Genomic DNA, 13,141 nt, shown 5'->3' on the forward strand with positions numbered 1-13,141 from the left:
TCGACCGCGTTTGGCGTCCCTAGAATAGGCGTCATCATGACCGCACCGGGGCCTGCTCGCCCAGAAACCCCGATCGCGGGGCTCATCGAATTGGCGCTGACCGCGCCGACTTTCCAGCAGCTCATCGAGCGCGCCACCGCCCGGCCCGCGGAACTGAGCCTGGTCGGCCCGGCCGCCGCCCGGGTGTTCGTCACCGGCGCGCTGGCGCGGCTCGGCCCGCTGCTGGTGGTCACCGCCACCGGTCGCGAAGCCGACGACCTGACCGCCGAGCTGCGAGGCGTGTTCGGCGACGCGGTGGCGCTCTTCCCGTCCTGGGAAACGCTGCCGCACGAACGGCTTTCGCCCGGCGTCGACACCGTCGGCACCCGATTGATGGTGCTGCGCCGGCTGGCCCATCCCGACGACACAAGTCTGGGCACGCCCCTGCGGGTCGTGGTCACGACGGTTCGGTCGCTGCTGCAGCCGATGACGCCGCGGCTGGGCCTGGTGGAACCGCTGACCTTGCGGGCCGGTGAGGAGGTCGACTTCGAGGGCGTGGTGGCCCGGCTGGTCGAGCTGGCCTACGCCAGGGTCGACATGGTCGGCCGGCGCGGCGAATTCGCCGTCCGCGGAGGGATTCTCGACCTCTTTCCGCCGACCGCCGAACACCCGGTGCGCGTGGAGTTCTGGGGCGACGAGATCACCGAGATGCGGATGTTCTCGGTCGCCGACCAGCGTTCCATTCCCGAGCTCGACGTCGACACGCTGGTCGCCGTCGCCTGCCGCGAGCTGCTGCTCACCGACGACGTGCGGGCGCGGGCGGCGGAACTGGCCGCGCAGCATCCCCCGGGCGACGGGGCGATCACCGGCAGCCTCACCGACATGCTTGCCAAGCTTGCCGAGGGCATCCCGGTCGACGGCATGGAGGCGCTGCTGCCGGTGCTCCGGCCCGCCGAAAACGGGGCCCACGTCCTGCTGACCGATCAGCTGGCCGAGGGCACCCCGGTGTTGCTGTGCGACCCGGAGAAGGTGCGCAGCCGGGCGGCCGACCTCATCAAGACCGGCCGCGAATTCCTCGAGGCGTCGTGGTCGGTCGCCGCCCTGGGCGGCTCGGAAGGCCAAGCGCCCGTCGACGTCGCGCAGCTGGGCGGGTCGGGCTTCGCCGAACTCGACGACGTGCGGGCCGCGGCGGCCCGGTCCGGTCACCCATGGTGGACCTTGAGCCAGCTGTCCGACGAGTCGGCCGTGGAGCTGGACATCCGGGCGGCGCCGTCGGCCCGCGGGCATCAGCATGACATCGACGGCATCTTCGCGATGCTGCGCGCGCACGTGACGACGGGCGGGTACGCCGCCGTCGTCGCGCCCGGCGCCGGAACGGCCCACCGGGTGGCGGAGCGGCTGGCCGAATCCGACGCGCCGGCGGCCATGCTGGAATCGGGCGCGGCACCCAAGCCCGGCATCGTCGGGGTGCTCAAGGGACCGCTGCACGACGGCGTCGTGGTGCCCGGCGCCAGCCTGGTCGTGATCACCGAGACCGACCTGACCGGCAACCGGGCCACCGCCGTCGAGGGCAAGCGGCTGGCGGCCAAGCGGCGCAACACCGTCGACCCGCTGGCGCTGACGGCGGGCGACCTGGTGGTGCACGACCAGCACGGCATCGGGCGGTTCGTCGAGATGGTCGAGCGCACGGTCGGCGGCGCCCGGCGCGAGTACCTGGTGCTGGAATACGCCTCCAGCAAGCGCGGCCAGCAGGCCGACAGGCTGTATGTCCCGATGGACTCGCTGGACCAGCTGTCGCGCTACGTCGGCGGGCAGGCCCCGGCCCTGAGCCGGCTGGGCGGCAGCGACTGGGCCAACACCAAGACCAAGGCCCGCCGCGCGGTCCGGGAGATCGCCGGCGAACTGGTGTCGCTGTACGCCAAACGGCAGGCCAGTGCCGGGCACGCGTTCGGGCCGGACACCCCGTGGCAGGCCGAGATGGAGGACGCTTTCGGTTTCACCGAGACCGTCGACCAGCTCACCGCGATCACCGAGGTCAAGGCCGACATGGAAAAACCGATCCCGATGGACCGGGTGATCTGCGGCGACGTCGGCTACGGCAAGACCGAGATCGCGGTGCGCGCGGCGTTCAAGGCGGTGCAGGACGGCAAGCAGGTCGCCGTGCTGGTCCCCACCACGCTGCTGGCCGACCAGCATCTGCAAACCTTCCGCGAGCGGATGGCCGGCTTCCCGGTGGTGGTCAAGGGGCTGTCCCGGTTCACCGACGCCACCGAGTCCCGCGCCGTGATCGACGGCCTGGCCGACGGGTCGGTGGACATCGTGATCGGCACGCACCGGCTGCTGCAGACCGGGGTGCGCTGGAAGGACCTGGGCCTCGTCGTCGTCGACGAGGAGCAGCGGTTCGGCGTCGAGCACAAGGAGCACATCAAGTCGCTGCGCACCCACGTCGACGTGCTGACCATGAGCGCGACCCCGATCCCGCGCACCCTGGAGATGAGCCTGGCCGGCATTCGCGAGATGTCGACGATCCTGACGCCGCCCGAAGAGCGCTACCCGGTGCTGACTTACGTTGGGCCGCAAGACGATAAGCAGATCGCGGCCGCGCTGCGCCGGGAGTTGCTGCGCGACGGGCAGGCCTTCTATGTGCACAACCGGGTCAGCTCCATCGACCGGGCCGCCGCCCGGGTGCGCGAGCTGGTGCCCGAGGCGCGGGTCGCCGTCGCGCACGGGCAGATGCCCGAGGACCTGCTGGAGCGGACCGTCGAGGGATTCTGGAACCGCGAATACGACATCCTTGTCTGCACCACGATCGTCGAGACCGGGCTGGACATCTCGAATGCCAACACGCTCATCGTCGAGCGCGCCGACACCTTCGGGCTGGCCCAGCTGCACCAGCTGCGCGGCCGGGTCGGCCGCAGCCGGGAACGCGGCTACGCCTACTTCCTCTATCCGCCGCACGTGCCGCTGACCGAGACGGCCTACGACCGGCTGGCGACCATCGCGCAGAACAACGAGCTGGGCGCGGGCATGGCGGTCGCGCTGAAGGACCTCGAGATCCGCGGCGCCGGCAACGTGCTGGGTGTCGAGCAGTCCGGCCACGTCGCCGGCGTCGGGTTCGACCTGTACGTGCGGCTGGTGGGCGAGGCCGTCGAGGCCTACCGGGCGGCCGCCGACGGGGAGACCGTCACAGCCCGGGAGGAGCCCAAGGACGTGCGGATCGACCTGCCGGTCGACGCGCACCTGCCGCCGGATTACATCGCCAGCGACCGGCTGCGGCTGGAGGCCTATCGAAGGCTGGCCGCCGCGGCCGACGACGCGGCGATCGGTGGCGTCGTCGAGGAGCTCACCGACCGCTACGGGCCGCTGCCCGAACCCGCCCGCCGGTTGGTGGCCGTGGCGCGGCTGCGGCTGCTGTGTCGCGCCGCCGGCGTCACCGAGGTGTCGGCCGCCTCCGCGGCGACCGTGCGGCTGTCGCCGATAACGCTGCTAGATTCGGCTCAGGTGCGCCTGGCGAGGATGTATCCGGGCGCGCGCTACCGGGCCACCACCGCCACGGTCCAGGTTCCGATTCCGCGAGCCGGGGGTGTCGGCGCGCCACGCATCCGCGACGTCGAGTTGGTCCAGATGGTGGCCAACGTGGTGACGGCACTGCAGGGCAAGCCACAACAGGATATCGGTACAGCGAGTTCACCTGCGGCGATGTCCGGTGAGGAGCGGCAAGCGCGATGACGATCGTCGTCTTGTTCGACCCCCGCCGCCCGTCGCTGGTGCCCGTCGAAGCCGTCGAGCACCTCACCGGGGAGGTGCAGTACACCGAGGAGATGCCCGTCGCGGTGCCCTGGTCACTGCCGGCGGCGCGCCCCGTGCACACCGGAGACGACGCGCCGGTGTTGCTGTCGTCCGACCCCGACCACCCCGCCGTCGTCGCCCGATTGGCCGCCGGGGCCCGGCTGATCTCGGCGCCGGACAGCCCGCGCGGCGAACGACTGGTCGACGCCGTCGCGATGATGGACAAGCTGCGCACCGCGGGGCCGTGGGAAAGCGAGCAAACGCACGACTCGCTGCGCAGGTTCCTGCTCGAGGAGACCTACGAGCTGCTGGACGCGGTCCGCAGCGGCAACGCCGACCAGCTGCGCGAGGAGCTCGGCGACGTGTTGCTGCAGGTTCTCTTCCACGCCCGCATCGCCGAGGATGCGCCGCAGCACCCGTTCACCATCGACGACGTCGCCGCCGCGCTGATGCGCAAGCTGGGCAACCGGGTTCCGGGAGTGCTTGCGGGCCAATCCATTTCGCTTGAGGACCAGCTGGCTCAGTGGGAAGAGCGCAAGGCAGCCGAGAAGCCGCGGCGCTCGGTCATGGATGAGGTGCACACCGGGCAGCCGTCATTGGCGCTGGCGCAGAAGGTCATTCAACGCGCCGAGAAGGCCGGGCTGCCGGCCGACCTGATCCCCGACGAGATCACCACGATCTCCGTGTCGGCCGACGTCGACGCGGAAAGCGCGCTGCGGACGGCGGTCTTGGAGTTCGTGGACACCGTTCGCGGTGTGGAGAAGGCGATCGCCGCCACCCGGCGCGGGGACGGCGTGCCCGAGGAGTTCGACGTGGCCCCGCTGGGCGAGATCACCGACGAGGAGTGGCACGAGCATTGGCCCTCCGCCGGCCCGGCCGCCGGCTCGGCCGTCGACGCGGAGCCGGTCGAGCCCGCCGTCGCGCCCAAAGGCTCGAAGAAGCGGCGCGGCCGCCGCTGAGCCCGGCAATCAGCTGGTATTGCGGCGTGTCGCTGCGGTGGGGCCCCCAACCGACCGGGCAGTCCCGAAACTCATGGGACGATGGTGGTGGCGAAGTTGACGTAGGGAACTTAAGGGGAGCGTGGTGTCGCCGAGGCGTTGGTTGCGCGCGGCCGCTGTGATCGGCGCGACCGCGATGCTCATGGCGTCCAGCTGTACCTGGCAGCTCAGCCTTTTCATCCCCGACGGCGTGCCGCCCCCGGCCGGGGATGCGGTGCCGCCGGTGGACACCCACGCCAGCGGCCGGCCCGCGGACCAGTTGCGGGAGTGGGCGCAGCAACGGTCGGCGGGGCTCGAGATTCCGGTCATCGCGCTGGAGGCCTATGCGTATGCCGCCCGGGTCGCCGAGGTGGAGAACCCGAAGTGCCACATCGCGTGGACCACGCTGGCGGGCATCGGGCAGGTCGAGAGCCATCACGGCACGTACCGGGGCGCGACTCTGGCGCCCAACGGCGATGTGAGTCCCCCGATTCGGGGTGTTCGGCTGGACGGCAGCGGCGGCACGCTGCGGATCGTCGACAGCGAGGAAGACGTCGCCGACGGTTCGGATCGCGGTGTCGGGGTGGTGCGCGCGATGGGGCCGATGCAGTTCATCCCGGAGACGTGGCGGTTGTACGGGGTCGACGCCCACAACGACGGCCGTCTCAGTCCCGACAACATCGACGACGCGGCGCTCTCGGCGGCGGGCTATTTGTGTTGGCGCGGAAAGGATCTCGCTACCCCCCGGGGCTGGATCACCGCGCTGCGCGCCTACAACAACTCCGGCATCTACGCGCGGGCCGTCCGGGACTGGGCGACCGCCTACGCCGCGGGCCACCCGCTGTAGCAGGATGTATCGCTGACGGCGCCAGTTACGACAAGGAGAACCCAGTGCCGATTATCGAGCAGGTCGGGGCCCGCGAGATCCTCGATTCTCGCGGTAACCCGACGGTCGAGGTCGAGATAGCTCTGATCGACGGGACGTTTGCCCGCGCGGCAGTGCCGTCCGGCGCGTCGACCGGGGAGCACGAGGCGGTCGAGCTGCGCGACGGCGGCGAGCGTTACGGCGGCAAGGGCGTGCAGAAGGCGGTGCAGGCCGTGCTGGACGAGATCGGCCCGGCCGTGATCGGCCTCAACGCCGACGATCAGCGGTTGGTCGACCAGGCGCTGGTGGACCTCGACGGCACCCCGGACAAGTCCCGGCTCGGCGGCAACGCGATCCTGGGCGTCTCGCTCGCCGTCGCCAAGGCGGCCGCCGATTCCGCCGAGCTGCCGCTTTTTCGCTATCTCGGCGGGCCGAATGCGCACATCTTGCCGGTGCCGATGATGAACATCCTCAACGGCGGCGCGCACGCCGACACCGCCGTCGACATCCAGGAATTCATGGTGGCGCCCATCGGCGCGCCCAGCTTCGGCGAGGCGCTGCGCTGGGGTGCGGAGGTGTACCACGCGCTCAAGTCGGTGCTGAAGAAGCAGGGACTGAGCACCGGCCTGGGCGACGAGGGCGGCTTCGCCCCCGACGTGGCCGGCACCACCGCGGCGCTGGACCTGATCAGCACGGCCATCGACTCGGCGGGCCTGAAACCCGGCGTCGACGTGGCCCTGGCCCTCGACGCTGCGGCCACCGAGTTCTACACCGACGGCACCGGCTACGCCTTCGAGGGCAGCACCCGCAGCGCCGAGCAGATGACCGAGTTCTATGCCGGCCTGCTCGGCTCCTACCCGCTGGTGTCCATCGAAGACCCGCTCTCCGAGGATGATTGGGACGGCTGGGCGGCCCTAACGGCGTCGATCGGCGAGCGGGTGCAGATCGTCGGCGACGACATCTTCGTCACCAACCCCGAGCGCCTCGAGGAGGGCATCGAAAAGGGCGTGGCAAACGCGTTGCTGGTCAAGGTGAACCAAATCGGTACGCTGACCGAGACGCTGGACGCCGTCGTGCTGGCGCACCACAGCGGATACCGCACCATGATGAGCCACCGCAGCGGCGAGACCGAGGACACCTCGATCGCCGACCTGGCGGTGGCGGTCGGCAGCGGTCAGATCAAGACGGGCGCGCCGGCCCGAAGCGAGCGCGTCGCCAAATACAATCAGCTGCTGCGCATCGAGGAGGCGCTCGGCGACGCCGCCCGCTACGCTGGCGACCTGGCCTTCCCGCGGTTCGCGCTGGAGGCCAAATAGCTTGGCCGCCAAGCCCGATCCGAAGCGGCGTTCCCCAGCATCGCGCCCGGGGAAGGCCGGCGATTCGGGTCGGCGCCGCCGCTCCACCGGGACCTCCAGGGCCACGCTGCGTGAGCACGTCGTCGAACCCATCAAGCGGCAGCTCGCCGAATCCGTCGAGCAACGGTCGGACCAGCGCCTGGGGTTCACCGCACGGCGGGCGGCGGTGCTCGCCGCAGTCATCTGCGTGCTGACGCTGACGATCGCGGGCCCGGTGCGCACCTACTTCGCGCAGCGCACCGAGATGAGTCAGCTGGCCGCCAGCGAGGCCGCGTTGCGGCGCCAGATCGCCGAGCTCGAGCAGAAGAAGGTCAAGCTCGGTGACCCGGCCTACATCGCGGCGCAGGCCCGCGAGCGCCTCGGCTTCGTGAAGCCGGGGGACATCCCGTTCCAGGTTCAGCTGCCGCCGTCGGCTGCGACCCCGCAGCCCGGGTCTGATACGGCCAAACCCGCCAGCAGCGACCCGTGGTACACCGCGCTGTGGCATACGATCGCCGACGCCCCGCACCTGCCGCCGTCGAACGCCCCGTCGCCCACCCCCACGGCTCCCGGTGGTTGATCGTGCGGACCTGGAAGCGGTGGCGCGCCAGCTCGGTCGCGAGCCGCGCGGGGTGCTGGAGATCGCCTACCGCTGCCCCAACGGCGAACCCGGCGTGGTGAAGACGGCGCCGAAACTGCCTGACGGCACCCCGTTTCCGACGTTGTACTACCTAACCCACCCGGTGCTCACCGCGGCCGCGAGCAGGCTGGAGACCACGGGGCTGATGCGCGAGATGACCGAGAGGTTGCGCCGCGACCCGGAGCTGGCGGCGGCGTATCGGCGGGCGCACGAGTCGTATCTGGCCGAGCGTGACGCGATCGAGCCGCTGGGCACCACGTTTTCCGCCGGGGGCATGCCGGACCGGGTCAAGTGCCTGCACGTGCTGATCGCGCATTCGCTGGCCAAGGGCCCGGGGGTGAACCCGCTCGGCGATGAGGCGTTGGCGATCCTGGCCGGCGAGCCCGGGATGGCGCCGGTCTTGGTGGCGGGGCAGTGGTGAGCAGGCTCGCGGGAATCGACTGCGGCACCAACTCGATTCGGTTGCTGATCGCCGACGTCGACGCGGGCCGGCTGCGCGACGTGCATCGCGAGACGCGGATCGTGCGGCTCGGGCAGGGTGTCGACGCGACCGGCCGGTTCGCGCCGGACGCGCTCGACCGAACCGCGGCCGCGCTGGCCGACTACACCGCCCTGCTGAGGACGCACGGCGTCGAGCGGGTCCGGATGGTGGCCACGTCGGCCGCCCGCGACGTCGCCAATCGTGATGACTTCTTCGCGATGACGGCCGACGTGCTGGGCGCGGTGCTGCCCGGCGCGGTTGCCGAGGTGATCACCGGCGCCGAAGAGGCCGAGCTGTCGTTCCGCGGTGCAGTCGGCGAATTGGACAGCGCGCGAGGGCCTTTCGTGGTTGTAGACCTGGGTGGTGGCTCGACCGAGATCGTCGTTGGCGGCGACGCGGTGACCGCAAGCCACTCGGCCGACATCGGTTGTGTCCGGCTGACCGAACGCTGCCTGCACTCGGACCCGCCGACACCGGAGGAGGTGGCGGCGGCCCGCGAGGTGGTGCGCGAGCGGCTCGACGTCGCGCTGCGGGCGGTGCCCGTCGAAGGGGCCCGGACCTGGGTCGGGCTGGCCGGGACGATGACGACGCTGTCCGCGCTGGCCCACGGTATGACGACGTATGATGCTGCGGCGATTCACCTTTCGCGCGTCGACGGCAAAGACCTGCTGGCCGTCTGCGAGCGGCTGATCGGCATGACGCGATCCCAGCGTGCGGCGTTGCCGCCGATGCACGAGGGCCGCGCCGACGTGATCGGGGGCGGGGCGATCGTGGTCGAGGAAATGGCGCGCGAGCTGCGCGCCAGGGCCGGCATCGACGAGCTGACCGTCAGCGAACACGACATCCTGGACGGCATCGTGCTGTCGATCGCCGGTTGAGTCACGCCTCGAAGCGGTAGCCCATACCCGATTCCGTCAGCAAGTGTTTGGGATGAGACGGATCGTCCTCCAGCTTGCGCCGCAGCTGCGCCAAATACACTCGCAGATAATGGGTTTCGGTGGCGTACGCCGGACCCCACACCTCCTTGAGCAGCTCCTCGCGGCCGACCAACTTGCCGCGATTGCGGACCAGCACCTCGAGCATGCCCCATTCGGTCGGGGTCAGGTGCACTTCGACGCCGTCCTTGGTGACCTTCTTGGCGGCCAGGTCGACGGTGAACGCGTCGGTCTCGATCACCGGCTGGTCCATTTCGGACGCGGCCGCATTGCGGCGGACCGCGGCGCGCAGCCGGGCCAGGAACTCGTCCATCCCAAACGGTTTCGTGACGTAGTCGTCGGCGCCGGCGTCCAGCGCCTCGACCTTGTCCGACGAATCGGTGCGGGCCGACAACACGATCACCGGCGCCGAAAGCCAGCCGCGCAGACCCCCGAGCACCTCGATGCCCGAGATGTCGGGCAGGCCGAGGTCGAGGATCACCACGTCGGGCTTGTGCTCGGCGGCGGCACGCAGCGCACCGGCGCCGGTCGAGGCCGTGATGACCTCGTAGCCGCGCACGGACAGGTTGATTCGCAGCGCCCGCAGGATGTGCGGCTCGTCGTCGATCACCAGCACCCGGGTCATCGCGCGCCAACCTGTTGCGGGGCGGCCAGTTCCACCACGACGGTGAGCCCGCCGCCCGGGGTGTCGCTGGCCGCGATGGTGCCGCCCATGGCCTCGACGAAGCCGCGCGCCACCGACATCCCCAGACCCACCCCGGTGGTGTTGTCGTGATCGCCCAGCCGCTGAAACGCCTCGAAGACTTGATCCTCGACCCCGTGCGGGATCCCGGGGCCCTCGTCGATGACGTTGATCAGGACGCGATCGCCGACCCGGCCCGCGTTGACCCGCACGATGCTGTTGGGCGCGTACCGCAGCGCGTTGTCGATCAGGTTGGCAAGGACCCGTTCCAGTAGCCCGGCGTCGGCCATCACGACGGCGTCACCGACGTCGACCTTGACGCGGTCGATCGCGGGTTGGTAAAAGCCGGTGGCGCCCTTGCCAATGCTGACCAGCGCGCGTTGCACCGTCTCCTCGAGATAGACCCGGTGCAGATCCGGGCGAACCGCACCCGCGGCCAGGCGCGAGGAATCGAGCAGGTTGCCGACCAACGCGGTCAGCTGGTCGATGGACTCCTCGATGGTGGCCAGCAACTCGGCGGTGTCCTCGGCCGAGAAGGCGACGTCCTCGGCGCGCAGGCTGGACACCGCGACCTTGGCCGCGGCCAGCGGCGTGCGCAGATCGTGGCTGACCGCCGAGAGCAGCGAGCGGCGCAGCTCGTCGGCCCGCACGATCGCCTCGGTCCGGCTGGCCTCCTCGGCCAGTTCGCGCTGCCGGATAAGACCCGCCGCTTGCTTGGCCACCGCGGTGAGCACCCGGCGGTCGCGGGCCGAGAGCTTCCGGCCGGCCATCAGCATCCAGAACTCGTCGTCGCCGACCTCGATCGCGGTGTCAGCGGAATCGACGCTCACACAAGGATCTTTGCCCACGCAGGCGACGACGTAGCTCTTCTTCCCGGCGGCGCGGTCTTCCTCGCCCGGCTCCCGCAGCATGCTGACCGCGCGCTGCGAGTAGGTCTCCCGCACGCGTTCGAGCAGCGTTTCGAGGTCGGCGCCGCGCAGCACCGATCCGGCGAACAGCGTCAGCAGCTCGGCCTCCTGGGAGGCGCGCCGCGCTTCCCGGGCGCGGTTGGCGGCGAAGTTCACCAGGACCGCGACCGCGACCGCGATCAGCAGCAGCACCAACTCGGTGATGGCGCTGTTGGGTTCGGCGATTGTGAAGCTGTGCCGCGGGGCTATCAGAAAGTAGTTCAGCAGCAACCCGGACAGCACCGCCGAAAGTGCCGCCGGGGCAACGCCTCCCAGCAGGCCGACCAGCAGCACGCCCACGAAGAACAACGCGCTCTCGCCGCCGGTGTCCAGGTAGCGGTCCAGCGTGGTGACCGTCACCGCGCAGATGGCCGAGGGTATGACGAACGCCGCCAGCCAGGACGCGACGCGTCGCTCGTGGGGCGCGAGCGACCCGATGTGGAAGCCGCGGTTGGATTCGTCATGGGTGACGATGTGCACGTCGATCTTGCCGGACCGCTGCACAATGGTCGCGCCGATCCCCTCCTCGAAGAGGCGGGCCCAGCGGGGCCGGCGCGACGTTCCTATCACCAGCTGGGTGGCGTTGTTCTCGCGGGCGAAATCGAGTAGGGCGGTGGGCACGTCGTCACCGACCACGGTGTGCAGGGAGGCGTCCAGGCTGCTTGCCAGCTCGCGAATCTTGGTCATCTTGCGGTCGGACACGCCGGCCAGCCCGTCACCGCGGATGACATGCACGACCATCAGCTCGGCGCTGGACTTGGACGCGATCCGGGATGCGCGCCGCACCAACGTCTCCGACTCCGGGCCACCGGTGACCGCCACCACCACCCGCTCGCGCGCCTCCCACAGGTCGGTGATTTTGTTCTCCGCGCGGTACTTGGCCAGCGCGGTGTCCACCTGGTCGGCCAGCCACAGCAGCGCCAATTCCCTTAATGCCGTTAGGTTTCCGCGGCGGAAGTAGTTCGACAGCGCCGCGTCGATCCTTTCCGGCGCATAGACGTTTCCGTGGGATAGCCTGCGGCGCAACGCCTCCGGGGTGATATCGATGAGTTCGACCTGCGAGGCCTGGCGCACGATCGAATCCGGAATCGTTTCCTGCTGTTCGATACCGGTGATCTGGGCGACGACGTCGTTGAGGCTTTCCAGGTGCTGGATGTTGACCGTGGAGATCACCGTGATGCCAGCGTCGAGCAGTTCCGCGACATCCTGCCACCGTTTTTCGTTCTTGCTGCCCGGCGTGTTGGTGTGGGCGAGTTCGTCGACCAGCACCACCTGCGGATGCCGCGCCAGCACGGCGGGCACGTAGAGTTCCGGGAAGCGGCCACCGCGATATTCGATGTAGCGTGGCGGGACGACCTCGATGCCTTCAATCAGCTCAGCGGTTTTCGCTCGCCCGTGGGTCTCGACGACGGCCGCGACCACGTCGGTGCCGCGTTCCAACCGCCGATGGGCTTCGCCGAGCATCGCGTAGGTTTTGCCGACACCCGGCGCCGCACCGAGATAGATGCGCAGCTCCCCGCGTTTGGGACGGTGGTCGGTCTCGCTCACGTCAACCATCATCCCCCAATCTCGATGGCCCGGCTCCTTGCTCGCCCCGTTCCGGCGCTCGCCGTCGCCGGGCGGGCGCTAGCCCGAGACCGGATACTGCTGATCCAGTTGGAGGTTGAGCTGCAGCACGTTCACCGCCGGCTCGCCGAAAATCCCGAGGTCGCGGCCGCGGCTGTAGTGCGCCACCACCGCACGTATCTGGTCCGGACCGACGTGCCGGGCCCTGGCCACCCGGGCGACCTGGATATCGGCGTACGCCGGGGAGATGTCCGGGTCGAGCCCGCTGCCGCTGGCGGTGACGGCGTCGGCAGGCACGGCCGGGTCGGCGGGCGCGGTCCCGCGGATGGGCACGATCCGGCCGATCGTGTAGTCCTCGCCGTCCCTGGCGCACTCGACACGGACGCCCTCGTAGAAGTCCAGGAAGGGCTGGTGTGTCGTGCCGCACGGCTCGTTGACGCTGACGACCCGGGTCGGGTGGGTGACGTAGCCGCGTGAGTCGCGGGGCCCGATCACCGACAAAACGGCGCCGACGCCGCCGCCGGTGCAGAACGGGCGCGATCCGTCGACCCCTTCGAGCCGACCGATCGAGGCGCTGCGCGAACACACCTGCGTCAGCAGGCTCGGCTTGGCCGGATCGCCGGGAACGTCGACCACGCTTTCCGGTCCGAGGTTGCTCGCGCCCGACGAAGTCGGGTCGTAGCCGTTGCCGGCCGCCGAGGGGCGGCTCTGGAAGTACTGCGGCCGCGGATTGCCGTCCTTGTCGGTGAACAGCTGGCCGATCAGCCGGCTGCCGACCGGCTTGCCGTTGGCGGACAGCATCGACCCCTCGGCCTTGTCGTGCAGTCCGGGCAGCTGCGCGACGAGCCAGACGAACAGCGGATAGGCGATACCGGTGATCACCGTCAGCACCAGCAGCGCGCGCAACGCCGCCCAGTGCATGCGGACGAAATTCGAGAACTTCATG

At 70.2% G+C, this 13,141-nt stretch carries 10 protein-coding genes; 7 read left to right on the forward strand and 3 right to left on the reverse strand.

Annotated features, from left to right (window positions below; genetic code table 11):
- Nucleotides 1-36: 36 nt before the first annotated feature.
- The 7 genes from mfd (at nucleotide 37) to OQ968_RS03715 (ending at nucleotide 8,943) form a co-directional block, all read left to right on the forward strand.
- Entirely contained in the window at nucleotides 37-3,708 is a 3,672-nt protein-coding gene (gene mfd, locus OQ968_RS03685) for a transcription-repair coupling factor (protein WP_324674722.1), read from the forward strand.
- Nucleotides 3,705-4,727 (forward strand): nucleoside triphosphate pyrophosphohydrolase, encoded by a 1,023-nt coding sequence (locus OQ968_RS03690; protein ID WP_324674724.1) that lies wholly within the window; start codon nucleotides 3,705-3,707, stop codon nucleotides 4,725-4,727. The genes mfd and OQ968_RS03690 overlap by 4 nt, the downstream gene beginning before the upstream one ends.
- 124 nt (nucleotides 4,728-4,851) lie before the next feature.
- Nucleotides 4,852-5,592: a lytic transglycosylase domain-containing protein gene (locus tag OQ968_RS03695; RefSeq protein ID WP_324674726.1), complete on the forward strand. Its 741-nt coding sequence runs from the start codon at nucleotides 4,852-4,854 to the stop codon at nucleotides 5,590-5,592.
- Nucleotides 5,593-5,636: 44 nt separating this feature from the next.
- Nucleotides 5,637-6,926 carry a phosphopyruvate hydratase gene (gene eno, locus OQ968_RS03700; RefSeq protein WP_324674728.1) on the forward strand — a complete coding sequence of 430 codons (1,290 nt, stop codon included), beginning with the start codon at nucleotides 5,637-5,639 and terminating at the stop codon, nucleotides 6,924-6,926.
- A 1-nt stretch (nucleotide 6,927) separates the two neighbouring features.
- Nucleotides 6,928-7,524: a septum formation initiator family protein gene (locus tag OQ968_RS03705; RefSeq protein ID WP_324674730.1), complete on the forward strand. Its 597-nt coding sequence runs from the start codon at nucleotides 6,928-6,930 to the stop codon at nucleotides 7,522-7,524.
- Nucleotides 7,517-8,005 (forward strand): DUF501 domain-containing protein, encoded by a 489-nt coding sequence (locus OQ968_RS03710; protein ID WP_324674731.1) that lies wholly within the window; start codon nucleotides 7,517-7,519, stop codon nucleotides 8,003-8,005. The genes OQ968_RS03705 and OQ968_RS03710 overlap by 8 nt, the downstream gene beginning before the upstream one ends.
- Nucleotides 7,999-8,943, forward strand: coding sequence for a Ppx/GppA phosphatase family protein (locus tag OQ968_RS03715; RefSeq protein ID WP_324674733.1), 945 nt, complete (start codon nucleotides 7,999-8,001; stop codon nucleotides 8,941-8,943). Before OQ968_RS03710 ends, OQ968_RS03715 begins: the two co-directional genes overlap by 7 nt.
- Nucleotide 8,944: 1 nt before the next feature.
- Here the strand turns inward: OQ968_RS03715 and OQ968_RS03720 are convergent, their stop codons facing one another.
- From OQ968_RS03720 to OQ968_RS03730, 3 genes are all read right to left on the reverse strand, one after another.
- On the reverse strand, nucleotides 8,945-9,625 hold the full coding sequence (locus OQ968_RS03720) for a response regulator (protein WP_324674735.1): 681 nt from the start codon (nucleotides 9,623-9,625) through the stop codon (nucleotides 8,945-8,947).
- Nucleotides 9,622-12,189, reverse strand: coding sequence for a sensor histidine kinase KdpD (locus OQ968_RS03725; protein ID WP_324674737.1), 2,568 nt, complete (start codon nucleotides 12,187-12,189; stop codon nucleotides 9,622-9,624). Before OQ968_RS03725 ends, OQ968_RS03720 begins: the two co-directional genes overlap by 4 nt.
- A 66-nt stretch (nucleotides 12,190-12,255) precedes the next feature.
- The gene (locus tag OQ968_RS03730; protein ID WP_324674739.1) at nucleotides 12,256-13,140 is read right to left on the reverse strand and encodes a potassium-transporting ATPase subunit C; all 885 of its coding nucleotides are present in this window, start codon (nucleotides 13,138-13,140) and stop codon (nucleotides 12,256-12,258) included.
- Between the last annotated feature and the right edge of the window lies 1 nt (nucleotide 13,141).

The organism is Mycobacterium sp. 663a-19, from assembly GCF_035616495.1.
In the GTDB taxonomy this organism is placed as follows: Bacteria; Actinomycetota; Actinomycetes; order Mycobacteriales; family Mycobacteriaceae; genus Mycobacterium.

Coding starts and splice junctions, on each gene's coding strand:
- mfd (WP_324674722.1), top strand. CDS start 37: ATGACCGCACCGGGGCCTGCTCGCCCAGAAACCCCGATCGCGGGGCTC.
- OQ968_RS03690 (WP_324674724.1), top strand. CDS start 3,705: ATGACGATCGTCGTCTTGTTCGACCCCCGCCGCCCGTCGCTGGTGCCC.
- OQ968_RS03720 (WP_324674735.1), bottom strand. CDS start 9,625: ATGACCCGGGTGCTGGTGATCGACGACGAGCCGCACATCCTGCGGGCG.
- OQ968_RS03725 (WP_324674737.1), bottom strand. CDS start 12,189: ATGATGGTTGACGTGAGCGAGACCGACCACCGTCCCAAACGCGGGGAG.
- OQ968_RS03730 (WP_324674739.1), bottom strand. CDS start 13,140: ATGAAGTTCTCGAATTTCGTCCGCATGCACTGGGCGGCGTTGCGCGCG.